Raw genomic sequence first — 25,211 nt, forward strand, 5'->3', positions numbered from 1 at the left:
ATATAGTAAACGATATTACACAATAAGAGTGTCAAACCGATATAAGGCATAAGTACCTCGATCATCACTGTACGCATATTTGCCAACGCGTTTCCGTTCATATTAATTATCATTAAACACATAAAGTTTGATCAAGTATACATTTTTCTGATTAAAAAGCTAATTTAAATCCATAAAAAAAACCGGTGTTTCCACCGGTTTTTTCGATATTTCTTTCGAAATTCAATTAGTCATTGAATTTACGACGTGGACGATCTTCACCGAAAGTGCGTTCGCCACGTGGTTTATCATCACCGAAACGTTTTGGACGGTCATCGCCGAAACGTTTTGGACGATCTTCACCAAATGAACGTTGAGGACGGTCACCGTTGAATTCACGACGTGGACGATCTTCACCAAATGAACGTTTTGGACGATCGCCATAACCTTCACGAGCTGGTTTATAATCTACACGGTTACCACGGTTGTCATCGTTAGAACGACGGTCAAAACCACCTTCACGACGTGGACGATCGCTGTTAAATTCGCGACGTGGACGATCTTCAAAACCGCCTTCACGACGTGGACGATCGTTGTTAAATTCGCGACGTGGACGATCTTCGAAACCGCCTTCACGACGTGGACGATCGTTGTTAAATTCGCGACGTGGACGATCTTCGAAACCGCCTTCACGACGTGGACGATCGTTGTTGTATTCGCGACGTGGACGATCTTCGAAACCGCCTTCACGACGTGGACGATCGTTGTTGTATTCGCGACGTTTGAAGTTTGATTCACCTTCAAAACGACGACCGCCACCGAAACCACCACGACCACCTCGACCGCCATCACGACGACCACGACCGCCATCACGGCTACCGCGTGCAGGAGGTGGAGATGGCTCAAGACCTTCAATTTCAGATACATTTAAACGTGCATCTAAGAAGTCTTCTAAAGCACGGATTTTACCGCGTTCACGGTAAGTCGCCAAAGTAATCGCGTTACCAGTACGGCCCGCACGACCTGTACGACCGATACGGTGTACATAGTCTTCGTTCTTCATTGGAAGACCGAAGTTAATTACGTGAGAAATAGTTGGTACGTCTAGACCACGTGCAGCAACGTCAGTCGCAACTAAGATTTTTGCACGACCTTCACGAATGCTACGTAAACGACGGTTACGTACAGTTTGTGGCATTGCACCGTGAAGAGCGACAACTGAGTGACCTGCTTCTGCAAGTTCTTCAGCCAACATATCTGTATCTTCTTGAGTAGATGCGAATACAACTGCTTGATCTACAGACTCATCAGATAACCAGTGAGTCAAAAGTTTTTTCTTGTGTTCGAAACCGTCAGTCCAGTGAAGAGTCTGAGTAATGTCAGTATTTGTAGAGTGACCAGTTTCAATCGCAATACGCTGTGGATCATTCATCATGCGTTCTGCAAGTGTAATGATACGCGGCGCAAATGTTGCAGAGAACATTAATGTTTGTTTACGGTTAGCAGCCAAGTCGCTGATCGCTTCTAGGTCTTCAGAGAAACCTAAATCAAGCATACGGTCAGCTTCGTCAACGATTAACGCATCAACGTTGTCTAATTTAATTTGACGACGGTTCACCAAGTCAAGTAAACGACCTGGAGTCGCTACGACAACTTGTGCACCTTTAAGCTGTTGGATTTGTTTACCGAAAGGCATACCACCCATAATTGCAGCAATACGAACACCTTTCATGTGACGTACTAAAGCAATTGCGTCTTGGCTAACCTGTTGAGCCAATTCACGTGTAGGGCAAAGTACAAGAATAGACGGTGCAGTTACCGCTTTCATGCGCTCTTTAAAAGACATCAATGTGTCTTGACCAGCCAAAGCATTCACAGTTGGGAGTAAGAATGCAGCAGTTTTACCAGAACCAGTTTGGCTTGATACAAGAAGGTCTTGACCTTCTAATGCAGCTGGAATTGATTGTTCTTGCACTGGAGTCGGAGTAGTAAAACCTAGACCTTGTAATGCTAGTTGTAACGACTCATGTAAAGGAAAATCAGCAAAAGTTTTGCTCATAGAGTATTTCACCCCAAAAATGGGTGCTCCATTAAAAATATAAATTCAGATGGACATCGGCAAAAAGCGGCACAGCAAAAGACGCTGAAAATATAGAATCAGCGGCGATCCGAGAACGACGATGCGTATAACGCACACATGATTACAGCCGCAACCTGAAGGAATCGCTTAGCGATTGGGTGGGGCGCGAAATATCGTCCTCTCTTTGGACCGGAACGCGCATACACAATGATAGAAGAGAATGTTCAGGTAATGAACGAAATTTAGTGCGTGCGGGGATTATAGCAGAAAGTTTTTAAATGTCACCTGTTTTAGTCAACTTCAGAATATTTTTTGTAAGAAGCTTTAAATTATAGGTGTTTAAGCCATTATTTTTGACCGATTAGACAAAAATAAAGCCCTCATAAAGAGGGCTTTATTTCATTATTCTGTCAATAAACTCGAACTAAGCGTTCTATTATTTAGCAGCTTCACCCCAAGCTGGAACAACAGCTTGCATAAGCGGTTTAAGCATTTTCATAGAACATGCAAGTACTTGACCATTGTCCATTGAGTCGTTACCACCACGAGCATCAACCACAGTACCACCCGCTTCTTTCACAATAAGTTCACCCGCAGCGATGTCCCAAGGTTTCAAACCAAGTTCGAAATAACCATCGAAACGACCGGCAGCAACATATGCTAGATCAAGAGCAGCAGAACCTGAACGACGGTATTGAGCACCGGCTTCAGTCACATTTAACAATGAGTTGAAATGGTTTTTCGCATAAGAAACCACTTCGCCATTACGAATTTTACGATACGCATGACCCACTGAAAGGAAAGTGTTTTCTAAGCTGTCTTTTACATTTACACGAATACGGCGTTGATTCATCATCGCACCGCGACCACGGCTTGCAGAGAACAACTCATCTTTCACAGGGTCATAAATAACACCGTGTTGAGTTACACCTTTATGTTGAACTGCAATAGAGATACAGAAATGTGGAACACCATTAACGAAGTTTAATGTGCCATCAAGTGGGTCGATGATCCAACACCAATCAGCGTCGTGACCTTTGCCTTCTTGAAGACCAAACTCTTCGCCTAGGAAACTGTGATTTTTATAGCTTTTACGTAGGGTATCGATAGTCAATTGTTCCAAATAACGGTCTACACGCGTTACTGGACCATCAATTCCTTTTTCTTCGACTTGTAGATCGAGTTTATGACGATTTTGATGCGCTTTTAAAAGCTCTTGACCAACTAATTGAGCCGCACGCGCAGCCATAACCACCATAGGTTCCATTGAACACCCACTACAAATTTGAAGATACTGATAAAGAATAATGCATAAAAGCCCTTATATCTTATCAAATATAAGGGCTTTTAGGGAAAAAATGTTTCTAAAAATTAGAAATTCAACAAACCACTGTTTGCTTATGTTTTAGCCAGCTCTGTGTCACTGAAGCGCCAATGCCTTCAGCATCCAGTCCAGCCTGATGCAACATTTGAGCATGTGTTGCTTGATGCATGAACTCGTCAGCCAAACCTAAATTCAGCACAGGCTTAACCACGCCTGCTTGGGCTAAATATTCATTTACTGCACTGCCCGCACCCGCCATGACTGCATGCTCTTCAACTGTCACAAATAGTTGCGTACTTGCTGCGATTTGATCGATCAACTGTGTATCTAATGGCTTCACGAAGCGCATATTAATCAGACGTACAGCCACATCTAGCTTTGTCGCTAAAGCCTGCCCTGCCTCTAGTGCCGCTTGAACACGACTACCAAAAGCCAGTATAGAAATGGTGTCATCTTGCTGATCATTGAAGTTTGCAACAATTTCACCACGGCCAATTTCAAGCTCAATCATCTCTTGCTGAATCTCAACACCCAGTCCATTACCACGTGGGTAACGTACCGCCGCTGGGCCTTTATACAAATAAGCCGTATGCAACATTTGACGACATTCATTTTCGTCTTTCGGCGCCATGATCACCATGTTTGGCACGGTACGCATAAAGGCATAATCATATGCACCGGCATGCGTTGGGCCATCTTCACCAACCAAACCTGCACGGTCGATACCAAATGTCACATCAAGATTTTGCAAAGCGACGTCATGAATCAGCTGGTCATAACCACGTTGTAAGAAGGTTGAATAGATTGCAACAACCGGTTTTACCCCTTCACAGGCCATCCCCGCAGCCAAAGTCACCGCATGTTGTTCTGCAATGGCAACATCAAAGAAACGCTCGGGGAACTGCTTGGCAAATTGCACCATGCCTGAGCCTTCACACATCGCAGGAGTAATCGCCAATAAACGATCATCCTGTGCAGCTTCATCACATAACCACTGACCAAAAACATCTGAATATTTCGGTGCAGTTGCCACTGCAGCAGGTGCATTCACTTTACTGATGGCATGGTATTTGATTTGATCTGCTTCGGCAGGTGCAAAGCCTTTACCTTTTTTGGTATAGACATGCACTAAACGTGGGCCTCTGCGTTTTTTTAAGGCTTCAAACACATGTGTCAATTGTTCAACATCGTGCCCATCAAAAGGACCAAAGTAGTCAAAGCCAATGGCTTTAAATAGGTTGTCTGCAGCATCGGTCGCAGCACAATGTAGGCGTGAGTTATACGCCCATTCAGGATGAGGTTGAATATAGGCTTCGCCATTTTCAGAAATATTCACCGATTGACCACTTTCCCAAATCGCAGCCAAATGCTTAGCAAAACCACCAGTACTGCATGAGATCGACATATCGTTGTCGTTCAATACCACCATGAGGTCAGCATTGTGTGCCACCGCATCGTTCATGGCTTCAAAAGCCATGCCCGCTGTCATCGCGCCATCACCCACGATTGCAACCACATGACAGGGATCTTGCTTGAAGCGACGTGCCAATGACATCCCAAGACCAGCAGAAATCGCTGTTGATGAATGGCCTACACCAAAGGTGTCAAATTCAGATTCTTCACGGGCAGGAAACGCAGCCAAACCATCTTTGGCACGAATCGTCACTAATTGTTCACGACGACCAGTTAAGGCTTTATGCGGATAGGCTTGATGACCCACATCCCAAATCAGACGATCACGTGGCGTTTCAAAACAGTAATGTAATGCCACGGTTAATTCGATCACCCCAAGATTGGCACCAAAATGCCCACCACTTTGTCCGGCCGCATACAAAATAAATTGACGTAACTCATCCGCCACTTGCTCTAATTGGCTGCGCTCGAGTAAACGAAGTTGTTGAGGATGGTTAATCGTATCCAGCAACGGTGTTACAGGGCGTTGAGATGGTATTTCTTTATACAGCATAATGTGGCAAAGCCTTCTAAAGCCTGGCAAATTCCTAAGCTCGGTCTAAATGGGTAACTCGATCATATCGTCGAATTGTATCACCTTACAATCAGCCAAACTTGTAGCGATGTAATTTTTAGCAATGATCTCGTTGGGGAGATTTTGAATGAGTCAGATTATCCTGAATAATCTTCCTATTTATCAACTATTATCGTTCGCTTTATACAAAAAAGAAAATGTTCTGCATAAATTCGTCGTTGCAATTCTACCAATGTCCAAGCATTACGCTATACTTTAGCCAATTTATAATCGAATAAACGGGTTAAGCAGTGCCTATAGAATTTGTCGCAACGTCAAGATTACCGACCGCTTTTGGTGAATTCAATATTACGGTTTTTCAGGATCCTGAAACCGGTGAAGAACATGTCGCACTCTCTAAAGGACTAGAACAAGCTCCCACTGAACCTGTTTTAGTACGTATCCACTCCGAATGCCTGACTGGTGATGCCTTTGCTTCACTCAAATGTGACTGCGGCCCACAACTTCAAGCCACCCAAAAATTAATTAATGAAGCGGGTCAAGGGGTGATTTTATATTTACGCCAAGAAGGTCGCGGTATTGGTTTAACCAATAAAATCCGTGCTTACGCCCTACAAGACCAAGGCCATGACACCGTGGATGCCAATTTATTATTGGATCTTCCTGCTGATGCACGTCGTTATGATATGTGTCCTATCATGTTGAATCATCTCAACATTACTGCGGTGCGTCTCATTACCAACAACCCTTTAAAAATTGAAGCGCTCCAAGAGCAAGGCGTGAATGTCGTTGATCGTGTTCCGCTGACTGTGGGTTTAAATCCCTTTAACGAACAATATTTAAAAACCAAACATGATCGTATGTCGCATATGTATCAAAAGGACGATTTTTAAAAGTCCTTTAAATTCTCCATCTATAAATCCCTCCAAACCTCCCTTTACAAAAGGGAGGCTTCCCCCTCTTTATTAAAGAGGGGTTAGGGGAGATTCAAATCGTCATCGAAAAAATACGATTTTCAGGAACACGACGTTTTAATCGTAAATCAAAAGCCATGCAGATATTACGGACAAAAGGCTTGCCTGCATCACTCACCTGAATGTGCTGATCAAAAATCTCGAGCAAGCCATCTTCTTGCATTTCAGCCAATTGCGCTAATACGTCATCAAGCTCAGGAAATTGCATTTCTGGACCTGCCCAAGAGGTTTGGAAACTACACATCAAATTGAGAATATGTTTACGAATGATTAAGTCCTCATCTGTCAGCACATGCCCCCGATAGACTGGAATTTCATTCGCTTCTAAACGTGCATAATAGTCTTCAATTTTCTTTTCATTTTGTGCAAAGCTGTACCAACTATCACTGATCGAGGATAAGCCGAGTCCAATCATTACTTGGGTTTTCGATGCGGTATAGCCCATAAAATTTCGGTGCAAACTGCCCTGCTGAAAAGCTTGATACATTGGATCTTGGATTAATGCAAAATGATCCATTCCAATTTCATGATAGCCCTGCGCTAGTAACTTTTTTTTACCCTCTTCATAGCATTGACGTTTTAAATCATCTTTCGGCACATCGGCATCTTTAAAACCACGTTGCCCATTGCCCTTAATCCACGGCACATGCGCATAGCTATAAAAGGCTAAACGATCTGGCATCAAACGATTGGTCTGTTCAATGGTATGCAACACGTCGTTTAAATCCTGAAATGGCAAACCAAAAACCAAGTCATGCGAAATAGAGGTATAGCCAATATCACGTGCCCACTGTGTCACTTGTTCAACATGTGCAAAGGGCTGAATACGGTGGATGGCTTTTTGCACCTTCTCATTATAATCCTGCACTCCATAACTTACGCGTCGAAAACCAACATCATACAAAGCTTGTAAATGCTCACGTGTGGTATTGTTCGGATGCCCTTCAAAGCTAAATTCATGTGTATCGGCAATATCAGCATGCACTAGAATACCTTGAATCAACTGGGTGAGATGCTCAGGAGAAAAGAAAGTAGGCGTTCCCCCACCCAAATGAATTTCTTTAATTATTGGCCGGTCGACCAAGAGCTGACAATATAAGTCCCATTCTTTCAGCACCGCCTGAATATAAGGCAGCTCCATCTCATGTTTTTTCGTGACTTTTTTATGGCAACCACAAAACGTACATAAGCTTTCACAAAATGGCAGATGAATGTACAGACTGATGCCTTCGCTGTGATTGGTCTCGTCAAAAGATCGCTTCAATCCCTGTTTCCACTGTTGCAATGAAAACTCAGCTTCCTCCCAATACGGCACGGTTGGATAACTGGTATAGCGTGGACCTGGTACATTATATTTTTGAATTAAAGAACTCGCCTGCTGAGACATCGATGCACCATTTCAATCAATGAGATTCAATTTAAATTTACCTGATGATTATTGTGCTGAGCTTCAGATGTGAATTCAACCTAGCAAATTTGTCGGAATAGCCCTAATTTCAGTCTGAGCAATTGCTGCTAACTTTGCATGATCTTTTGGTTTAATCACTAGATATCTAGATTTAAAGCAAAGATCCGATGCTGAGTATCGGGAAAAATGCCTTAAGTTTTCACGTAATTTATGCTTTGATGACACTTATCTTTAAATTATTTTAATAAAGGTCACCATGCAGAATCCAACTTCAGCCGATATTCAACGTGTAGATGAATTCCTTCGCGATTTACAGGCACGGATTTGTGCCGCATTGGAACAGCAAGAACGTGCTGGTGGCGGAAGTGCCGAATTTGCGATCGATGACTGGGAACGCCCTGAAGGTGGTGGTGGTCGCTCACGTGTTCTTCAAAATGGAACGGTGATTGAAAAAGGCGGTGTGATGTTCTCGCACATCAATATTTCAAAATTACCCGCCTCTGCGACTGAACGCCATCCCGCTATTGCAGGTGCAAAAGCGCAAGCCATGGGCGTGTCGTTGGTAATTCACCCGAAAAACCCCAACGTCCCAACCTCACATGCCAATGTGCGTTTATTTGTCGCGGAAAAAGAAGGACAAGATCCGATTTGGTGGTTTGGCGGTGGTTTTGACCTCACTCCCTTTTATCCAAATGATGAAGATGTCTTGTCTTGGCATCAAACTGCCCATGATCTTTGTGCCCCATTTAGCGATACGCTCTATGATGAACATAAAAAATGGTGTGATGACTATTTTTATCTAAAACACCGTGATGAACAACGTGGGGTGGGCGGTTTATTCTTTGATGATCTCAACCAATGGGACTTTAAAACCTGTTTCAAATATATGCAGGCCGTCGGTAATGGTTATTTAGAGGCGATTTTACCGATCTTCCAAAGAAACCAAGACAAAGCCTATACCGAAGCACAACGAGACTTCCAACTTTACCGTCGTGGTCGTTACGTTGAATATAACCTAGTGTATGACCGTGGCACCTTATTTGGTTTACAAACTGGTGGGCGTATTGAGTCGATTTTAGTGAGTATGCCACCCTTGGCAGGCTGGTCGTATCGTCCTGAATGGGAAGAACATTCTGCCGAGAAAAGGCTCACCGACTTTTATTTAAAACCGCATGATTGGCTGAATACGCTGAAATAAAACGGATAAACGTGTATTTGCCCCTGTCCGTCAGGGGCTTTTTATTGCCTGATGAATAGAGTATTCATTTGTATGTAATATCTTGATGCATAAATAAATTTTTTAAGCATTTACTTTGTAATCATATTGCTCAACAATGACACATCTTTTAAACAGCTTTACGCTATGTCATTGCACAATGTGTCAATAAACTCATGGCTGTAACTTTCTTGTACGGAGTACAACGCACATGACACATCAAACACTCAATAAAAAAGCAGTCAGTCTTACTGCCTTGGTGTTTTGGAGCTTTGCTGTTGTGCTGATCAGCGCTATCAGTACTAATATTTTTTCCGAAACGTCTTTGAATGACAATTTGGCCATTGGCTTCATGGTCGTTGCCCTCATTGGTCTAGTCATCAGTGCTGCGAGCATCTTGATTCAAAGCGTCTTAGATATTTGTAATCCTTAATTTTCCGCCTTTATTTCACGATTTTAAGACTGCCCGAACTTTAGCCATCTTCGGTTTTGGCGTATATTGTCTGCTCTTTCACATCTACATGGACGCTGTGCAATGAGCAAACAATTTGCCGTGATTGGCAACCCGATTGAACAATCACGCTCACCTGAACTTCATCATGCCTTCGCTGAAAAAACAGGCCTCGACATTCAGTACAGCAAACGACTTGCGCCACTCGATGGTTTTCAGCACAGTGTCGAATCCTTCTTTGCCGAAGGTGGTATCGGTATGAATGTCACTGTTCCGTTTAAAGAACAAGCGTATGCACAATGTACCGTGCTTACTGAACGTGCCAAAATTGCAGGTGCGGTCAATACACTTTGGATGCAAGATGGCGTACTTCATGGCGATAATACCGATGGACAAGGTCTGGTCGATGCCATACGTGCCTTAGATTGGAGTTTAGAACAGACGGATATTTTAATTATTGGTGCAGGTGGTGCAACACGTGGCGTGATTTACCCGCTGGTACAAGCTGGGGCCAAAAAAATCGTGATTGCCAACCGGACTTTAGCGCGTGCTGAACAATTGGTCGCTGACTTAAAAACTGCTGTCCCCAATGCCGAACTTGTAGCCATTGCCCTCGCCGACTTAGCAGGTCAATTTGATCTGGTGATTAATGCCACATCGGCAAGCTTAACGGGTGATCCGCTAATTTTGCCTGAAGCTTTACAATTCACCCACGCCTATGAAATGGCCTATGGCAAACCATCGACATTTTTGGATCAAGCCAAAGCACGCCATGTTCCAACCTCAGAAGGTTTTGGCATGTTGGTTGGTCAAGCGATTGAATCTTTTTCCATTTGGAATGGCGTCAAACCTGATCTAAAAGACTTTCTATAATTCAAAATGATTTGCTCAATTCACTTTCTGAGCAGTCTAAACACCTAAAAAAAGAACCTCAATTGAGGTTCTTTTTTTGATCCAACTTAGTTCTTGTGTTTTTGTATCGCCTTATAGGTCTCATAATAAGCCGATTGGCTGAACAACTCTTCGTGTTCTGCTGCTAGGCCTTGCAATGACGCTTCTGATAATTTTCCTTTGATATCATCAGCAAAGGCTTGCGCATAGATTTTTGATGCTTTCACCAAATGCGCTTTTTCAGTTCCTTCCAGTTCATAGCTAGCTAAAAAGTTTTGTTGATATAAATGTGCAAAAATCGCCTGATCAGTCTTATAAGTTTTTTGCAATTGTTTCCACTCAACCTGAGCTTTGTACTCACCAATCCCCGACTGCACATAATGATTGACCGAAGAACCTAAGTCATCAAAGTCTTGATAGCGATGTAAAGCATGCTTATCACGCAATTGATTTAAACGTTTCAGCGCATTGCCTGTTGGCTCTTTTAAGCCATCAACAAATCGATATGCATAAACTTCTGCAATTTCATTCAAATCATTGGCTGAGTAATAACGCACATACTGAGCGCGATAGTTAGCAAATGCCACGACAAATGCCGCTTGATAGGCTTTCACTTCAGATTGATGGCGCTTATAACTTTGCAAAGCCACATTACTTAGATATTCAGGTAGTTCGATTTCTTCATTTGCAGCACGGACATCATCGACCGATGCAGTTTCTGCTTCAGCAAGCAGAGGATCATTTCCCGTGATCGGCGCAAGCAGGCCTTTCAACATATTTTCAAAGAGTGAATCTTTACTGACTTCCTCAATGGATTTTGCCTGTTTCATGGCTTGACGATCAATTTTAGTCGCATTGCCATAATTCAAAATTTGGTTGCTACTTTTCAGCTTTAATTGACCTAAACGTGGCTCATTAAAGGCCAATTGATAGTCCATTACTTTGACTCGGCCTTTATGATCTAAGCCTACATCCATCACGACATTCGAAGATGATTTATCCTGTGTATTCAGCACCTGTGCAATTTCAGCTTGATGCTTTTGCCATAATTGCTGGAATTGTTTTACATCGATAAGTTGTTCACTTTGATATTGCTGGAATACTGGTTTTAATTGCTCAACAGCATCCGAAATCTCTGAATCTGTATTGGATGCGTCCGCAGCAGAAGCCGATGGTACAGAATCTGCTTGCAGCGGTATCACCCGAACATCTTGATAATCATGACAAAGCGTGACTTTACCAATCGGCACCTGTTTGGTGTTCATCAAGGCCTGACAGACTTCCTCAGATAAGTTCGCGGTTTCGTCATCTTCTTCGGAAGCCGCATAAGCTTCGGTTACTTCAGTATCTGAACTATAGGCTTCTTCATCATCACCCGCGGTCGCCTCCGCATATGCACTTGCAGTATCGATCGCGTATTCAGCAGATTCAGCTGCAGAAGACGTTTGTTCTTCTTCCGTTTCATGTTGGTGATACATCAGGCCATGCATTTTCGCATTGAGCAGCTCATTCACACGTTCTACAGATGCATAAGCCGCATCATAGTCTTCATCCTCAGCTGCTGCCGCTACTTCAGTCCATCCCGCCGCTTCAGCCGCAGCCATCGCCTCTTCGGAAGCACTGAGATGCGCAGCAGCGTCCACAGATTCATCTTGCTCAGCGTCACTATTGCGCTGACCTTTGATTTGCGTGGTGTAATAGTTGGCGTTCACAAAATCAAAAAGTTCAAGCTGGGTGTAAAGCGCATCGAGATCACCCACATAGCGGATTTTTTTAGTCAGCCCTGCATTTTTTTCATCACGTGTTAAAGCAATATTTTGCACTTGATTCGGCTCTGCTAAGACATAGGGCAAAGCATTCATTTGTTTTAAATAGTCAGCAAATTTTTTCAAATCGTACTGAGCAATCGTCTCTTTATGTTTTGAAAAATCCACATAAGCCAAGCTGCTTTGGCTTTCGCGATTCACCATAAACGGCATGAACGCAAAGTAGTTGGTATAAAATTTATGTTGATTAAAATCAATGATCATCGGCAACTGCGCATTCACCTGCAAGGTCGGTTTTTGATAACTCAATTGCAAGGTTAAGGCAGCAAGTTTTTCTCTAAAATGTACTGAACCGCTATAGCTAAACTGTAAATCATTCAACACATTCAGCAGTGATTGAGCAATTTTAGATTGCGGAGAAACACCATCCTCTTCATCGCTATAGCGCGCTGATGGTGGGATCGATTCATTGGCAATGGCTTGATAGAGCTGTTTCTTTTCTTTTTGGCTAAACGGAATATTTTGGGTTTTAATCAACTGATCCAGTTGTTTTTTAAGTTTAGGATCCAGCTCTGGCTGTGTGCTTACTGCAGGTTTTGACTTGGTCTCAGGCTTTTTTTCATCGAACTGAATATCAGTCTGAATTGAAAATTGCCCTTTCATGTCATAACTGGCATTTTCAAACATTGCGTTTAAGCCTTGAGTGGCTTGTTGCCCTAAGGTCTGATCTGACTGATTGGTTTTAATGACATGTTGAGCACACCCAGTAATACTCAAACCCAGTAAACAAAGTGTTATATATTTTAATCGCATAATTGTACGAAAGACCTAAGTTCTTTATGATTTATTAAAAGAAAAAAATGATCAAAAGATCAACACCTAGTCTATCAGAAGTTTATTTTTCACATGTTGGTTAAATATTACAATTCGCCTTTCTGACATTTTTTAAGGGCGTATTCATCAATGTTTTTTAGATGAAATTATGAATAATCAAATCATCAATACAGATAATCCAAAAAAATTTAGATATTAGGATTAAGACTATGCCTGCATATAAAGCGCCTTTACACGATATTCGTTTCTTAATGAATGAAGTACTCGATTACCCAGCACATTACAAAACTTTGTCTAATGGTGAAGCTGCTGATGCAGACACTGTCGACATGATTTTAGAAGGTGCAGCGGATTTTTGTGAAAATATCCTTTCGCCTTTGAACCAAAAGGGTGATGAAGAAGGCTGTCATTTTGAAAATGGCGATGTGAAAACACCAAAAGGTTTTAAAGAAGCCTATGACCAATTTGTACAAGGTGGCTGGCAAGGTCTGTCTTTCCCTGAAGAATTTGGCGGTCAAAACTTGCCACAGTCGTTGAACCTAATCAAATCTGAAATGATGGGTACAGCGAACTGGTCATTCCAAATGTATCCAGGCCTCAGCGTGGGTTGTATCAACACTATTCTTCAATTTGGTTCAGAAGAACAGAAAAACCAATATTTACCGAACCTTGTTGCTGGAACTTGGTCAGGCACCATGTGCTTAACTGAACCACAATGTGGTACCGACTTAGGTCAGGTAAAATCAAAAGCAGAACCTCAAGCTGACGGTAGCTATGCGATTTCAGGTACAAAAATCTTTATCTCTGCGGGTGAGCATGATTTAACCGACAACATCGTGCATATCGTACTTGCTCGTCTTCCAGATGCACCTGCGGGCACCAAAGGGATTTCATTGTTCATCGTTCCAAAATTCCTTGTGAATGCAGACGGTTCAGTGGGCGAACGCAACCCTGTAACTTGTGGTTCGATTGAACACAAAATGGGGATCCGTGCTTCAGCAACAGCTGTGTTGAACTTTGACAATGCGATTGGTTACTTAATCGGTGAAAAACACAAAGGCCTACACGCAATGTTCACCTTTATGAACACTGCACGTATTGGTACAGCGATCCAAGGCATTGCACATGCTGAATTGGCATTCCAAGGCGCTCTTCCATATGCCAAAGAACGTATGTCTATGCGCGCACTTTCAGGTAAAAAAGATCCTGAAAAGGTAGCCGATGCGATTATTCACCATGCAGACGTACGTCGTATGCTTTTAACTCAAAAAGCGATCGCTGAAGGCGGCCGTTCAATGATTTACTATGCAGCTCAAATTGCGGACAAAATGACTGATGCTTTAACCCGCGGTGATACAGCAGCGTTTGAAGCACATGATGACCACTTAGGCTTCTACACACCGATTCTCAAAGGTTTCCTAACCGAAATGGGTTATGAAGCTGCAAACCATGGTATGCAAGTATACGGCGGTCATGGTTATATTAAAGAATGGGGCATGGAACAAATTGTTCGTGACTCACGTATCTCTACTCTCTACGAAGGCACAACAGGCGTTCAAGCACTAGACTTGATTGGTCGTAAAGTTCTGTTGACTTCTAAAGGTAAAGTGATTCGTGACTACACAGCTGAAATCTTGAAGTTCTGTGGTCAACATGCACGTAACAAATACATGCGTCGTTTTGCGTGGGACTTAACGAAGCTTTGCGCACAGTGGAATGCATTAACGGTTCGTATCATGCTTGCAGCACGTAAAGACCGTGACATCGTATCTTCTGCTTCTGTCGATTTCTTAATGTTCTCTGGCTACGTGATGATGGCTTATTTCTGGGCAAAACAAGCTGCCGTAGCTTCTGAAAAATTAGCAGAAGGCAATGGTGCAGAAGTTCCTGAGTTCTATAAAGCAAAAATCAAAGTGGCTGACTTCTACTTTGAACGTCTATTACCACGCTCACAAGGTCACGCTGAAGCAATGGTTAACCCATCGAAGACCATGACTTCTTTGGCTCCTGAACATTTCAGTTTCGATTACTAAGTTTTTCAATCGCTGAAAGATAAAAAGACCGCTTCGGTGGTCTTTTTTTATATCTACTCTTTTAAGTTTGATCCATCGGGATAACGAATAGCATTCTTAATTTCTTCATGAGGTAACAACAATGTATAACGATGGACTTTATATGGAGAAATATTGTTGTATTTTTCAACCAAAATAGAATACTTTATCGCCAAAATATAATTTTATTTAATAAATATTAAATACTTAAAGTAAATTTTACTCCATAATTTTAGCTTTACATTTGTATCTCATACAACTTCATATCTTCTCCACTGCCTCCCCCTATGATGACTTCATTGATTCATAGAGAGCGTAACCATGAAAAAATTGATGTCTTCATTGATGATTGGTCTGATTGCAACAACTGCGACAATGTCTGCAATGGCAGCGCCTGCATTCGATCATAAAAATCCACCACCTGCTGCACACTTTGATAAAAAACCTGTGCCACCTAAAGCAACACATCACAAATCTGCTGGGCCCCACATGGTGAACAAAGAACATCAACAAGCTCATGCGAAATTTGCCAAACAAAACCATAAGGCCACAGCATTTAAAGCCAATCAACACAAACCTGTACCGCAGCATAAATTACCCCCTATGCCACCGAAACATCGTTAAGTTAAACTCAAAAAAAGACCGCGAATGCGGTCTTTTTTAATCTTTACTTTGCTTTATCAGCAATAAATTCTTTGATCTCTATGGGTTTATCTTTCACCAACTCAACTGTCCCTTCATTCACACCATTAAAGTTTTTAAAATGAATAGAAACGCCTTGTTCATTGGCAAGTCGTACACCACTTCCAGAAACCGCTCGTTTCAACTCATAAACCCGATCAGAATTATCCGTCAATTGTGCAGTTTCAAAATTATCTTTGGTTTTTAGCTCAATCGTCAGATCTTGCGGCCCAGTAAAATGAATAACTTGCTCGTCCTGAGCAATAGCAATGTCATTCGACGGAGTAGTTGCTGACGTTGGTTCAGTTGATACCGTGTTTTCTACTGTAGCCTTTTTATCTGCACAACCAATCAAAGCTAAACTGAATACTGCAGCACTTAAAATATATTTCATTTTTAGGATAGTCCTTCTTGTAATATGTATTGGATTATTACAGGTCTAATTTTACAAATTGGACGCAAACTACATTAGAAATATAAAAATTTACGTGCTTTTTAAATTAAAAAAACAATTTTTCAATAGCATTCATTACAAAAACTCTTCCAACACTGAGTTTAAAAAGATATGCCCCTGTTCAGTACAAGACAAACGCTCAGGATCATTCACCATCAATTGACGCTGACGTAATGAAGCCAATAATTCAGAGATTGGCGCTAAACTCTCACCCGTTCTCTGCGTATACAAACTTGCATCTACACCATGATTTAGCCGTAAAGCATTCATCATAAATTCAAAAGGCATATCTTCTGACTCAATGCGTTTAAACTGAAGATTCTCCGCTGGGACTTTGGCTAAATAGTCTTTTGGCAGGCGGGTTTTTTGGAAACGATACACCCCATCAGGCTGGGTCACTTTGCCATGTGCGCCTGCACCAATCGCCAAATAATCGCCAAACTGCCAATAATTTAAATTATGTGCAGACGGCTTTTCTTTACGCCATGCCGACACTTCATAATTGATAAAGCCTTGTGCTGTTAAATAGGCTTCGCCCTGTGCTTGAATCTCTTCAAGCACATCATCGACAGGCAGAATCGGCTGGGTGCGGAAAAAGACCGTATTCGGCTCAATCGTCAACTGATACCACGACACATGCGTTGCGCCATTTTCCACAGCCAATTTCAAATCCAAAAGCGCTTGCTCAATGGTTTGTTCAGGCAGGCCATGCATCAAATCGACATTCACCCGTTCAAAACCTGCTTCCCGTGCATGCTGAATGGCAGAAATGGCATCGTCATTCGAGTGAATCCGACCCAGTTTTTTCAGTTGCTCGGTATTAAAACTCTGCACACCGATGGATAAACGATTGATCCCTGCATCTAAATAACCGGCAAATGGATCGTGCTCAACGGTGCCCGGATTGGCTTCCAAGGTAATTTCACAACCTTCTTCAAACGGCACCAACGCTTTGAGCTGAGTAAATAACCATTGATAGCCTTGGGCAGAAATCAATGATGGTGTACCGCCACCAATAAATACACTATGAATCAGGCGACCCTGAGCAAAATCGACTTGGGTTTTAAAGTCTTCAACCAACGCCTGTAAATATTCTTGTTCTAAGTCCAAAGACAATTCACCATTCGGCACCGCATGCGAATTAAAGTCACAGTATGGACATTTACGCACACACCACGGCATGTGAATGTATAAAGACAAAGGAACGAGTGCAGGATTTAATTCAGCCAAGGAGATTGCTCAAAATGCGTTGAAGAATGCTGCGTATTTTAACATGACTGCATCAGAGTGCTTGTGAAAACTCTGATTGAATACAGTAGACTAATCATATTAAAAAAGAATTTGCTGATAACAAGATGAAAATAAGCAGCCATTTATTGTACTTACTGCCGCTCGCGATGGGTATTGGCATCGCCATGACCATTCAAACAGCGATCAATAGCCAATTGCGTGAATATTTATATTCACCGCTGCAAGCTGCCCTTTTTTCTTTTTTGGTTGGTACAATAGTCCTCGCCTTTATGGTGTTTTTTCAATCGGCCGAAAAACCGGACTTTGCAAGCTTTGCTCAAATTCCTTGGTATTTATGGCTGGGAGGATGTCTGGGCGTTTATGCCATCAGTATCAGTATTTATACCGCGCCGAAACTGGGTTTTTTATCCCTTTCGGGTCTGATTATTTTTGGACAGATCTTAATGTCGATGGTATTTGACCATTTTGGCTTGCTCGGCACTGAAAAAACCCCGATTAACTGGCAACGCTTATTGGGTGGCGTGGTGATTTTTATTGGTGTGCTTCTCACTTTCCAACGCTAAGACCTCATTCCTAAGCACCTCACAAGAAATGAGTACATTCTGTGTCTACTGTCACGGCTGTAACAAGCAGCAAGTATGAATTAAAACAACTGTTTCATTTAATGATCCCGATATTGATCACGCAGTTTGCGCAAGCGGGATTTGGTCTCATTGATACCATCATGGCTGGACACATGTCCGCCAATGACCTTGCAGCCATTGCGGTCGGGGTCGGTTTATGGATACCGGTCATGCTGCTGTTCAGCGGCATTATGATTGCAACCACCCCATTAGTGGCAGAAGCCAATGGTGCTCGCACGCCTGAAAAAATTGCCACCATCGCCCGTCAGTCTTTGTGGGTCGCATTATTTTTAGGGATCATTGCCGCATTAGTCTTACAAGCTATGCCGCTGCTTTTACCGTTATTGGGTGTCCCTGAAGTATTACTTCCGAAGGCGAGCTTATTCTTACACGCCATTAGTTTAGGTATGCCTGCTGTCACCATGTACGCAGCTTTACGTGGTTACTCAGAAGCATTGGGGCATCCACGTCCAGTCACTGTGCTGAGTCTGCTGGCCTTATTGGTGTTAATTCCACTGAACTTTATTTTTATGTATGGTTTAGGCCCAGTCCCTGAACTGGGTTCAGCAGGATGTGGTTTTGCCACCGCGATTTTGCAATGGTTAATGTTCTTTGCTTTGGCGATGTACGTTTTCAAAGGATCGGCCTATCAAAAAACCCAACCTTTCGCTGCTTTTGAAAAAATGAACAGTGAATGGATCAAACGTATTTTAAAACTCGGCTTTCCGATTGGCTTAGCCATTTTCTTTGAAGTCAGTATTTTTAGTACAGCCGCTATTGTGTTGAGTCCCTTAGGCGAAGTTACCATTGCAGCGCATCAAGTCGCCATTTCGATTACCTCGCAATTGTTTATGATTCCCATGTCACTGGCGATTGCGCTGACCATTCGGGTTGGTACCTATTATGGGGAAAAGAACTGGCTGGCTATGCGAAAAGTCCAGAAAATCGGTATGTTGACAGGGACGGTATTTGCCCTGATTACCATGCTACTGCTTTGGCTTTTACGTAATGAAATTGTGTCACTCTATACCAATGACTATGATGTGACTCAGCTTGCCGTGTATTTGGTCTTGTTCGCGATTGCCTATCAGTTGATGGACGCATGGCAAGTCAGTGCCGCAGGGTGTTTACGCGGCATGCAAGACACTAAAGGGCCGATGTGGATCACCATGATCGCGTATTGGATCATTGCCTTCCCTGTCGGGATCTATCTTGCACGCTTTACCACGACTGGTGCTGCAGGCGTTTGGATTGGCCTGATTGTGGGCCTGACTGTCGCATGTATACTGCTACTTACACGTTTATTTATGATGAATAAACGTTTAGCACATGCGGGATAAGCCCTAAAAAATCATCTAAAAAGTTACTTTAAAAAGGCGGCTAGGCTATGCAGAAGATTAATGCAAATTAGCACCCTGCATAGCAATGCCATAAATAAAAAAGCACGAAGAAGAGGAAAATAAACATGTCCTATGTATTTCGCTCGATCAGTCTCTGTCTGAGCTTAGGCTTTTCCATGTCACTACTGGCTGAACAGTCAATCAACCGACATGAATTTCCTTTATATCACGCACCCATCAAAGTCCAATCACAACCCGAATTTGATTACATCAATCAAGCACTTTGGACAGCCTTTCGCTTTTATCATGAACAACAAGCAGACTCATATACCGCACGTTTAAAATTAAGTTGTCAGCAATCTGGTATGACGTATACCTATCAGGACTTCATCAAGGCCAATCAAAAGTTTGCCTCTGCGGATGATCAGGATTTTATCGTGACGCAAAACCTCATCACCTTGAATGAAAATTTACACCATAACCAATGCAGCAAATATCTCATTCCACATTTAGAACTGGAAAAAACTGAAACGAGCGAAGCAGCAAAGCCAACTAATTAAGCGCATCGATGGCCTTTTTTAAACCTTGTGGCACTTGGCTGTCGACTTCTACGTCTTTCACGATCGCCTGCCCGACGATCACATCTGTCCCATTAAAACTCATAGTCGGTGAGCCATACAATTCATAGCCTTCATTTAAAGCTTTGGTCACACGGGCACAGAAATTGACATCATCTTTACCGGTTAAATAGCGATACACTTTCATCGTTCAGTTCTCTTCTAGCGACGCGATATTTTAAACCATTCAGCGCGTGGCTTAAATTTGCCTGAATTATTTTCAGTATTTACATTTTTGCCCATCATTTTATCAATGGAAATAAAGTCTTAACAATTTAAAGTAGGCAGTTTGTGTTTTGTCGCCTATGATCGGTATTAGATAATAAATGATGATCTTGAGGAACATCACATGGCAAAAACGGCTAGCACACCGGGTCGTCGCTTTATGAAACTTGCCAGTATGACGGCAAGCATTGCTACTAAAACCGTTTCCAATTCCATCCGCAATATCACTGCCGATGAAGAACAGAAAAATGCATCTCGCAGTAAACTTTTTCAGGACATCGGTCTGCAAATTGCAGACACTTTGGGTGAAATGAAGGGTGCGGTGATGAAAGTCGGACAAATTGCCTCGCAGTACAAAGACATTTTTCCACCTGAAGTCGCAAAAGCGATCAGTAAATTACAACGCCAAGCGCCAGCCATGCCTTTTGCTGAAATTAAGGCTCAAGTAGAACAAGAACTCGGCAAACCCCTCGCGCAAATTTTTAAAAGTTTTGAAGAACAACCTTTTGCCGCTGCATCCATTGGGCAGGTGCATAAAGCCGTGTTACCTAATGGTCAGCAGGTTGTAGTGAAAGTCCAATATCCGGGTGTCGAAGAAGCCTGTGACAGTGACTTAAAACAAGTTCGGCTTGCACTTCGTCTGATGGGCGTATTGAAAATTGATCGGAAGTTACAAGACAAGCTGTTTCGTGAAATTCAGGACAGTTTGGATAATGAACTAAACTATGAAATTGAAGCACAAAACTTAGATGTGGCCCGTGCTTTTCATAGTGCGCTGGATGACAAAATCATCATTCCACAGGTCTATAAAGATTATTCTTCACGTCATATTTTGACTCTAAGTCTAGAGCTTGGCGACAGTATAGAAACTGCCAGCACATGGTCACAAGAAACACGAAATACCTTGGGAAGGCGCTTATTCCGTGCCATAGGCCGTGAAATTTTCTTCCTTAAACGTTTCCACTGTGACCCGCATCCGGGCAACTTCGCCTTTCGTGAAGATGGTTCAGTCATCGTATATGACTACGGCGGTGTGAAAACCCTGTCTCCTGAAATCGTGTCGCACTTTAAGCAATTGATTAATGCTGCACGCAAGCACGATATTCCACTGATGGAACAGCAACTCGATGCCCTACATTCCCTCAATGAACTCGGTAAATTCCCTGTGGACTTGTATGAGCAATGGCTTGAAGTACTGATGCGTCCGCTGACCACACAATACGACTTTGCTGAAAATTCAGCGCACCATGACGGGGTAGAATTAATTAAGCCATCTCTTAAATACTGGGATGTGTTTAAACCGTCGCCAGACACCCTGATGGTGAACCGGACTGTTTCAGGGCATTATTGGAATTTGATTCATTTGAAAGTGAATGACAATCTCAATGATCTTTTTGATGAGTTGCTCCCACCTAGCGCTTAAGGGAGCGTAAAGCGCTGATGATTGCCCGATGAATTTCGGGCAATATTTGCATTTTTAATTGTTATGTTATAACATTTCTTTAATCAATAAATTTAAGGAACAGAAGAATGCGTGCCAACATCCATCCCGAATACCGTGAAGTGCTCTTTCATGACACCAATGCCAATGCCTTTTTTGTCATTGGCAGTACCTTAAGCACCAATCAAACCAAAGAGTTTGAAGGCAAGACCTATCCATATGTGACGCTCGATATCTCAAGTGCATCACATCCTTTTTATACAGGTGAACAACGTCAAGTGAATAACGAAGGACGTATTGCGAACTTTAATAAACGCTTTGCGCGTTTCAAACGCTCACAATAAGTTCAGTTTCGATTAAGTTTTTGCTTTTAAAATTAAAGCATTGAAGAAGTTCAGGGTTCCCCTCCTCCAGCCTGAGCTTCTTTTTTATGTCTGAAATTTTGAGGTTTTCAAACGTTGTTTTAAACATCTATTTTTAAAATCGACTGAAATAGGTAAAATCCCAGCCCCAATACAATGACACCAATCACCACACTAGAAATGGCATAACTGAATGCTAGCCCACTTTGCCCTTGTCTAAGCAGTTGAAAGGTTTCTAAACCGAAACTGGAAAAGGTGGTAAAGCCACCTAAGATCCCGACCATAAGCAATAAGCGTGCTTCATTTTGTAGAACGGGATATTTTTGGCTAAATGCAAAGAACACACCTGCACAAAAGCAACCTAAAATATTCACCCACCATGTTGCCCAAGGAAAAAGTACTGTTGGCTTGGCCAATAACAGTCCTGCTGCATAGCGAAGTGTTGCCCCAATTGCGCCGCCACATGCGACCAAAAGCCAGTTCATAGTTGTCCTACTTCAACATCATTGGTATCTACAATTTAGGCAACAGTCTGCCTAAGGTCGCCCTTCAATATACACGCATTTAATTTACGCAAATAGTGTTAAATGTTTGGGCCAAAGCTTGCTATAGTCTGCAACACTTTGCGGTATTTTTTATTGAAAGAGGACATTATGGCTCAGGAATTATTAGATCAACTTCAAGCAGGGACTGCGAAATTTTCAGATGTGATTGCATTTATTGAAGCGCGTTATAACCACACACCAACTGCTTTTACCAATGGCAAACAAGCCAATGCAGCGACTGAAAACCAAGGCAGTGCCAAAGTATTTTCTTTTGCCCAATTGAATGGTCTAAACCAAGCTGAAACATTAAGTCTTTTTGCTGAACATTATGCTGCTGTTTTGGCGACACCAGACGCAACTGACCACCAAAACATTCGCCAATTTATGCAAAATGGTTGGGAAGGTATTCAATTTGACGGTCAAGCGCTCAGCGTGAAATAATGCCTAGATAGACGTTCTAAATCAGTTCGTCTGCAATAAAAAAGCCAGTATAAATACTGGCTTTTTTTATCTTTTCATCATTGGTTCAAATCAAGATACTCGAACTCTGCAAGTCCATTCAGCCATCGCGGTTTTTTCCCAAGCTCGTGCATGCTTCAAATGTAGTAATTCTTCACCCGCAGTCGTTGCGGTAAAACGATAAGTTTTTTGACCACCGGCACCAAGCACTGGTGTCGCATCTGCAGCAGCAGCTTGTTGTTGTTGTTGAGCTGATTGAAACACTTCTTCAACTTTAAAAAGTTTCGGTTGCTCAGCCAAAGACCATACATATCCGGTACTTGGATTTTCGTTTAACAGTACTTCCAAAGTCTGTCCACGATCCATCTCAAGCAAAGTCGGACAACTTTGCTGTTCAGTAAATACATGGGTTTTCCCATCTACAGTTGAACTCATACTGGTACATCCACCAAGCGCCAAACCACTCGCCAACATTAGACTCAAAATAAGCTGTTTCTTTATCGTCATTTTCATCATCAAATTATTTTACCTTGAATCTAATGCACACCGATTTCAATACGATCTCGATGCAATCGAAGTTTAGCCTTTGACTTTTTCAATCCACTGAATCGAACTTACACGAAAAACCTCACAAGCCCCATCACCCGTATCTGTTGGGGTCAAAGATGAAGTCCAAACCAAATCTTTGTCTTTCACCTCAACCAAATCCCCTTTTAAACGCACAAGATCGCCACGTTTCACTTGAGTAATTTGTTTCGCAATTTGCGGGTTTGCAGGAATGATGTGCATATTCGACACCATCATCATGGCTTGCTTTTGCGGTACAGGAACGCGATCCATTTTCCAATTTAAGAAACGGTCATATTGATTGACTGAAATCGTACGAGCTATTTCTGGCTCTGCAAATAAACCCCAACTGACCGCATAATCGATCGGAGAAAATTTTGCTTGTTCATCTGTTTGATAGGTTTTTGAACCTAGAATTCGGAAATCACCTTTAAATTCTTTCAAGGTAGAAATTGACTGGCCTTTGGCAACAGGTGCTAAGCCTTTGGCAATATTATAATCTGAAGACGCTTGGACACCGACATTCAATAAAAAGCCTGCAAGCACAGTACTTAATGCAATTCGCTTGATCATCGCGTTATCCTCTTTACCCTGTAATACTTCACATTACTCAATTTTAATTCTGCAATTGAGCCGACTTCATCTATTCATAATGCCCCAACCTGAACATGAGCTTAAAATCGCGTAGGTTGAGCCTGATGAATGTCGTTTTCACTAGTTGTAACTCTATATTACGCACACAGTCTGCATAAACCTTATGAACTTGGTAACAAAATGCTGTTATTCAGTCAATTGGCCCATATCCACGCCCTACCACATGATTTAAAATTAAAAAGACATGAATTACACTTTAAAAAAAGCCAACAAAAATCCTCGCTATGATTTATAAATTTTATCAACAACACATTTTTCTGCATCTTTTAAATCAAGTCATGCAGGTGCCAAGCCTGATGGATAAACGACGCGAACTCCTTTTAGCCGTGTCTGGTGAGGTGCTCGAAATTGGCTTTGGTACAGGTTTGAATTTAGCATTTTATCAAAATGTCGATACGGTTTTTGCGCTTGAGCCCAATCCTGATATTTTTCATTTAGCTGCTGAACGTGTACATGCAGCACCTTTTGAGGTACAGCATATTTTAGCTGGTGCTGAAAAATTACCCTTTGCAGATGAAAGTCTAGATCATGTCGTGAGTACATGGACCTTATGCAGCATTGCCGATATTGAAACTGCGCTTGAAGAAATCTACCGTGTCCTTAAACCAACAGGGACATTTCATTTAATAGAGCATGTACAACACAATGAAAATCGGAAAATTAAGCAGTTACAGCATTTACTCACGCCCATTCAAAAGAAAGTCGCGGATGGCTGTCATTTGGATCGTCATATGCAAAAGTTGCTTGAAGATGCCCAGTTTGAATGTTTTGAAACGCAGTATTTTGATGCTGAAGGCATTCCAAAAATTGGTCAGCGCATGTTGCTCGCCCGCGCACGGAAGTTGAGTTAAAGCTTCCAAGGCCATGTTTAAGCACAATCAAATCTAAATAAAAATACCTAGTCTTTGATTAGGGTGTGTTGACATTTACAGCCGATAAATTGAGCTAAAGAGGCAACCATATAAATATACAAGCTAAAGCAACAGCGCTTTGATAGTTACGTTTTAGCTTATCGTATCTTGTGGCAATTC

Annotated in this window: 24 protein-coding genes and 1 pseudogene; 13 read left to right on the forward strand and 12 right to left on the reverse strand. The window is 42.2% G+C overall.

From position 1 onward, the window contains the following. Positions 1 to 226: 226 nt before the first annotated feature. The 3 genes from FTT85_RS04755 to dxs form a co-directional block, all read right to left on the reverse strand. The gene (locus FTT85_RS04755; RefSeq protein WP_180182997.1) at positions 227 to 2,038 is read right to left on the reverse strand and encodes a DEAD/DEAH box helicase; all 1,812 of its coding nucleotides are present in this window, start codon (positions 2,036 to 2,038) and stop codon (positions 227 to 229) included. Between the two features lie 457 nt (positions 2,039 to 2,495). Then, positions 2,496 to 3,326, reverse strand: coding sequence for an inositol monophosphatase family protein (locus FTT85_RS04760; RefSeq protein ID WP_078189303.1), 831 nt, complete (start codon positions 3,324 to 3,326; stop codon positions 2,496 to 2,498). A gap of 112 nt (positions 3,327 to 3,438) precedes the next feature. Then, positions 3,439 to 5,349 carry a 1-deoxy-D-xylulose-5-phosphate synthase gene (dxs, locus tag FTT85_RS04765; protein ID WP_180182998.1) on the reverse strand — a complete coding sequence of 637 codons (1,911 nt, stop codon included), beginning with the start codon at positions 5,347 to 5,349 and terminating at the stop codon, positions 3,439 to 3,441. Positions 5,350 to 5,660: 311 nt separating this feature from the next. On the opposite strand from dxs, the gene ribA reads away from it, so the two are divergent. Further along, complete coding sequence (gene ribA / locus FTT85_RS04770) at positions 5,661 to 6,263, forward strand: GTP cyclohydrolase II (protein WP_168379100.1); 603 nt, start codon at positions 5,661 to 5,663, stop codon at positions 6,261 to 6,263. Positions 6,264 to 6,357: 94 nt separating this feature from the next. Here ribA and hemN read toward each other — a convergent pair whose 3' ends face one another. Beyond that, positions 6,358 to 7,731: an oxygen-independent coproporphyrinogen III oxidase gene (gene hemN / locus FTT85_RS04775; protein ID WP_180182999.1), complete on the reverse strand. Its 1,374-nt coding sequence runs from the start codon at positions 7,729 to 7,731 to the stop codon at positions 6,358 to 6,360. Between the two features lie 277 nt (positions 7,732 to 8,008). On the opposite strand from hemN, the gene hemF reads away from it, so the two are divergent. The 3 genes from hemF to aroE all read left to right on the forward strand — a co-directional run bounded on the left by hemF (position 8,009) and on the right by aroE (position 10,292). Next, complete coding sequence (gene hemF / locus FTT85_RS04780; protein WP_180183000.1) at positions 8,009 to 8,950, forward strand: oxygen-dependent coproporphyrinogen oxidase; 942 nt, start codon at positions 8,009 to 8,011, stop codon at positions 8,948 to 8,950. Positions 8,951 to 9,179: 229 nt separating this feature from the next. Then, a complete protein-coding gene (locus tag FTT85_RS04785; protein ID WP_078189308.1) occupies positions 9,180 to 9,401 on the forward strand; it encodes a hypothetical protein in 222 nt (73 codons plus the stop codon). 102 nt (positions 9,402 to 9,503) lie between these two features. Beyond that, on the forward strand, positions 9,504 to 10,292 hold the full coding sequence (gene aroE, locus FTT85_RS04790; protein ID WP_180183001.1) for a shikimate dehydrogenase: 789 nt from the start codon (positions 9,504 to 9,506) through the stop codon (positions 10,290 to 10,292). Positions 10,293 to 10,378: 86 nt separating this feature from the next. On the opposite strand, the gene FTT85_RS04795 is transcribed toward aroE, so the two are convergent. Further along, the gene (locus tag FTT85_RS04795) at positions 10,379 to 12,853 is read right to left on the reverse strand and encodes a hypothetical protein (protein ID WP_257232078.1); all 2,475 of its coding nucleotides are present in this window, start codon (positions 12,851 to 12,853) and stop codon (positions 10,379 to 10,381) included. A 266-nt stretch (positions 12,854 to 13,119) separates the two neighbouring features. Here FTT85_RS04795 and FTT85_RS04800 point away from each other — a divergent pair, with 266 nt between their 5' ends. Together FTT85_RS04800 and FTT85_RS04805 are read left to right on the forward strand one after the other, a co-directional pair. Further along, a complete protein-coding gene (locus FTT85_RS04800; protein ID WP_180183003.1) occupies positions 13,120 to 14,943 on the forward strand; it encodes an acyl-CoA dehydrogenase C-terminal domain-containing protein in 1,824 nt (607 codons plus the stop codon). A gap of 339 nt (positions 14,944 to 15,282) precedes the next feature. Continuing rightward, positions 15,283 to 15,585, forward strand: a complete 303-nt coding sequence (locus FTT85_RS04805) for a hypothetical protein (protein ID WP_180039449.1) — start codon at positions 15,283 to 15,285, stop codon at positions 15,583 to 15,585. Positions 15,586 to 15,628: 43 nt separating this feature from the next. Here FTT85_RS04805 and FTT85_RS04810 read toward each other — a convergent pair whose 3' ends face one another. Continuing rightward, positions 15,629 to 16,036 (reverse strand): hypothetical protein, encoded by a 408-nt coding sequence (locus FTT85_RS04810; protein WP_180183004.1) that lies wholly within the window; start codon positions 16,034 to 16,036, stop codon positions 15,629 to 15,631. A 135-nt stretch (positions 16,037 to 16,171) separates the two neighbouring features. Further along, complete coding sequence (hemW, locus tag FTT85_RS04815; RefSeq protein ID WP_180183005.1) at positions 16,172 to 17,326, reverse strand: radical SAM family heme chaperone HemW; 1,155 nt, start codon at positions 17,324 to 17,326, stop codon at positions 16,172 to 16,174. Between the two features lie 125 nt (positions 17,327 to 17,451). Here hemW and FTT85_RS04820 point away from each other — a divergent pair, with 125 nt between their 5' ends. From FTT85_RS04820 to FTT85_RS04830, 3 genes are all read left to right on the forward strand, one after another. Then, positions 17,452 to 17,910, forward strand: coding sequence for a DMT family transporter (locus tag FTT85_RS04820; protein ID WP_180010501.1), 459 nt, complete (start codon positions 17,452 to 17,454; stop codon positions 17,908 to 17,910). Between the two features lie 41 nt (positions 17,911 to 17,951). Then, positions 17,952 to 19,310: an MATE family efflux transporter gene (locus tag FTT85_RS04825; protein ID WP_373886879.1), complete on the forward strand. Its 1,359-nt coding sequence runs from the start codon at positions 17,952 to 17,954 to the stop codon at positions 19,308 to 19,310. Between the two features lie 125 nt (positions 19,311 to 19,435). Then, on the forward strand, positions 19,436 to 19,870 hold the full coding sequence (locus tag FTT85_RS04830; RefSeq protein ID WP_180003409.1) for a hypothetical protein: 435 nt from the start codon (positions 19,436 to 19,438) through the stop codon (positions 19,868 to 19,870). Here the strand turns inward: FTT85_RS04830 and FTT85_RS04835 are convergent. Beyond that, entirely contained in the window at positions 19,863 to 20,075 is a 213-nt protein-coding gene (locus FTT85_RS04835) for a DUF1737 domain-containing protein (RefSeq protein WP_180003407.1), read from the reverse strand. The two genes, FTT85_RS04830 and FTT85_RS04835, sit on opposite strands and share 8 nt — an antisense overlap. Positions 20,076 to 20,276: 201 nt before the next feature. Here FTT85_RS04835 and FTT85_RS04840 point away from each other — a divergent pair, with 201 nt between their 5' ends. Beyond that, entirely contained in the window at positions 20,277 to 21,575 is a 1,299-nt protein-coding gene (locus FTT85_RS04840) for an AarF/ABC1/UbiB kinase family protein (RefSeq protein ID WP_180183006.1), read from the forward strand. A gap of 107 nt (positions 21,576 to 21,682) precedes the next feature. Then, positions 21,683 to 21,937, forward strand: a complete 255-nt coding sequence (locus tag FTT85_RS04845) for a type B 50S ribosomal protein L31 (RefSeq protein WP_078189321.1) — start codon at positions 21,683 to 21,685, stop codon at positions 21,935 to 21,937. A 119-nt stretch (positions 21,938 to 22,056) separates the two neighbouring features. Here the strand turns inward: FTT85_RS04845 and crcB are convergent, their stop codons facing one another. Next, positions 22,057 to 22,440: a fluoride efflux transporter CrcB gene (gene crcB / locus FTT85_RS04850; protein WP_180177045.1), complete on the reverse strand. Its 384-nt coding sequence runs from the start codon at positions 22,438 to 22,440 to the stop codon at positions 22,057 to 22,059. A 168-nt stretch (positions 22,441 to 22,608) separates the two neighbouring features. Here crcB and FTT85_RS04855 point away from each other — a divergent pair, with 168 nt between their 5' ends. After that, complete coding sequence (locus FTT85_RS04855) at positions 22,609 to 22,941, forward strand: HopJ type III effector protein (RefSeq protein WP_180177044.1); 333 nt, start codon at positions 22,609 to 22,611, stop codon at positions 22,939 to 22,941. Between the two features lie 90 nt (positions 22,942 to 23,031). On the opposite strand, the gene FTT85_RS04860 is transcribed toward FTT85_RS04855, so the two are convergent. Next, a complete protein-coding gene (locus FTT85_RS04860; RefSeq protein ID WP_257230094.1) occupies positions 23,032 to 23,466 on the reverse strand; it encodes a protease inhibitor I42 family protein in 435 nt (144 codons plus the stop codon). 72 nt (positions 23,467 to 23,538) lie between these two features. Further along, the gene (locus FTT85_RS04865) at positions 23,539 to 24,099 is read right to left on the reverse strand and encodes a hypothetical protein (protein WP_111884184.1); all 561 of its coding nucleotides are present in this window, start codon (positions 24,097 to 24,099) and stop codon (positions 23,539 to 23,541) included. 305 nt (positions 24,100 to 24,404) lie between these two features. Between FTT85_RS04865 and FTT85_RS04870 the strand changes: the two genes are divergently transcribed. Then, positions 24,405 to 25,031: a class I SAM-dependent methyltransferase gene (locus FTT85_RS04870; RefSeq protein ID WP_180183007.1), complete on the forward strand. Its 627-nt coding sequence runs from the start codon at positions 24,405 to 24,407 to the stop codon at positions 25,029 to 25,031. 94 nt (positions 25,032 to 25,125) lie between these two features. Here the strand turns inward: FTT85_RS04870 and FTT85_RS04875 are convergent. After that, positions 25,126 to 25,211, reverse strand: a pseudogene (locus FTT85_RS04875) (IS5/IS1182 family transposase); the annotation flags it as partial.

The organism is Acinetobacter sp. YH01020, from assembly GCF_013420275.1.
GTDB lineage: Bacteria > Pseudomonadota > Gammaproteobacteria > Pseudomonadales > Moraxellaceae > Acinetobacter > Acinetobacter amyesii.

What these genes read in the sequence shown, in the direction of transcription:
- FTT85_RS04755 (WP_180182997.1), bottom strand. Translation starts at nt 2,038, where the DNA reads ATGAGCAAAACTTTTGCTGATTTTCCTTTACATGAGTCGTTACAACTA.
- FTT85_RS04760 (WP_078189303.1), bottom strand. Translation starts at nt 3,326, where the DNA reads ATGGAACCTATGGTGGTTATGGCTGCGCGTGCGGCTCAATTAGTTGGT.
- dxs (WP_180182998.1), bottom strand. Translation starts at nt 5,349, where the DNA reads ATGCTGTATAAAGAAATACCATCTCAACGCCCTGTAACACCGTTGCTG.
- hemN (WP_180182999.1), bottom strand. Translation starts at nt 7,731, where the DNA reads ATGTCTCAGCAGGCGAGTTCTTTAATTCAAAAATATAATGTACCAGGT.
- hemF (WP_180183000.1), top strand. Translation starts at nt 8,009, where the DNA reads ATGCAGAATCCAACTTCAGCCGATATTCAACGTGTAGATGAATTCCTT.
- FTT85_RS04785 (WP_078189308.1), top strand. Translation starts at nt 9,180, where the DNA reads ATGACACATCAAACACTCAATAAAAAAGCAGTCAGTCTTACTGCCTTG.
- aroE (WP_180183001.1), top strand. Translation starts at nt 9,504, where the DNA reads ATGAGCAAACAATTTGCCGTGATTGGCAACCCGATTGAACAATCACGC.
- FTT85_RS04800 (WP_180183003.1), top strand. Translation starts at nt 13,120, where the DNA reads ATGCCTGCATATAAAGCGCCTTTACACGATATTCGTTTCTTAATGAAT.
- FTT85_RS04805 (WP_180039449.1), top strand. Translation starts at nt 15,283, where the DNA reads ATGAAAAAATTGATGTCTTCATTGATGATTGGTCTGATTGCAACAACT.
- FTT85_RS04810 (WP_180183004.1), bottom strand. Translation starts at nt 16,036, where the DNA reads ATGAAATATATTTTAAGTGCTGCAGTATTCAGTTTAGCTTTGATTGGT.
- FTT85_RS04820 (WP_180010501.1), top strand. Translation starts at nt 17,452, where the DNA reads ATGAAAATAAGCAGCCATTTATTGTACTTACTGCCGCTCGCGATGGGT.
- FTT85_RS04830 (WP_180003409.1), top strand. Translation starts at nt 19,436, where the DNA reads ATGTCCTATGTATTTCGCTCGATCAGTCTCTGTCTGAGCTTAGGCTTT.
- FTT85_RS04835 (WP_180003407.1), bottom strand. Translation starts at nt 20,075, where the DNA reads ATGAAAGTGTATCGCTATTTAACCGGTAAAGATGATGTCAATTTCTGT.
- FTT85_RS04840 (WP_180183006.1), top strand. Translation starts at nt 20,277, where the DNA reads ATGGCAAAAACGGCTAGCACACCGGGTCGTCGCTTTATGAAACTTGCC.
- FTT85_RS04845 (WP_078189321.1), top strand. Translation starts at nt 21,683, where the DNA reads ATGCGTGCCAACATCCATCCCGAATACCGTGAAGTGCTCTTTCATGAC.
- crcB (WP_180177045.1), bottom strand. Translation starts at nt 22,440, where the DNA reads ATGAACTGGCTTTTGGTCGCATGTGGCGGCGCAATTGGGGCAACACTT.
- FTT85_RS04855 (WP_180177044.1), top strand. Translation starts at nt 22,609, where the DNA reads ATGGCTCAGGAATTATTAGATCAACTTCAAGCAGGGACTGCGAAATTT.
- FTT85_RS04860 (WP_257230094.1), bottom strand. Translation starts at nt 23,466, where the DNA reads ATGACGATAAAGAAACAGCTTATTTTGAGTCTAATGTTGGCGAGTGGT.
- FTT85_RS04865 (WP_111884184.1), bottom strand. Translation starts at nt 24,099, where the DNA reads ATGATCAAGCGAATTGCATTAAGTACTGTGCTTGCAGGCTTTTTATTG.
- FTT85_RS04870 (WP_180183007.1), top strand. Translation starts at nt 24,405, where the DNA reads ATGATTTATAAATTTTATCAACAACACATTTTTCTGCATCTTTTAAAT.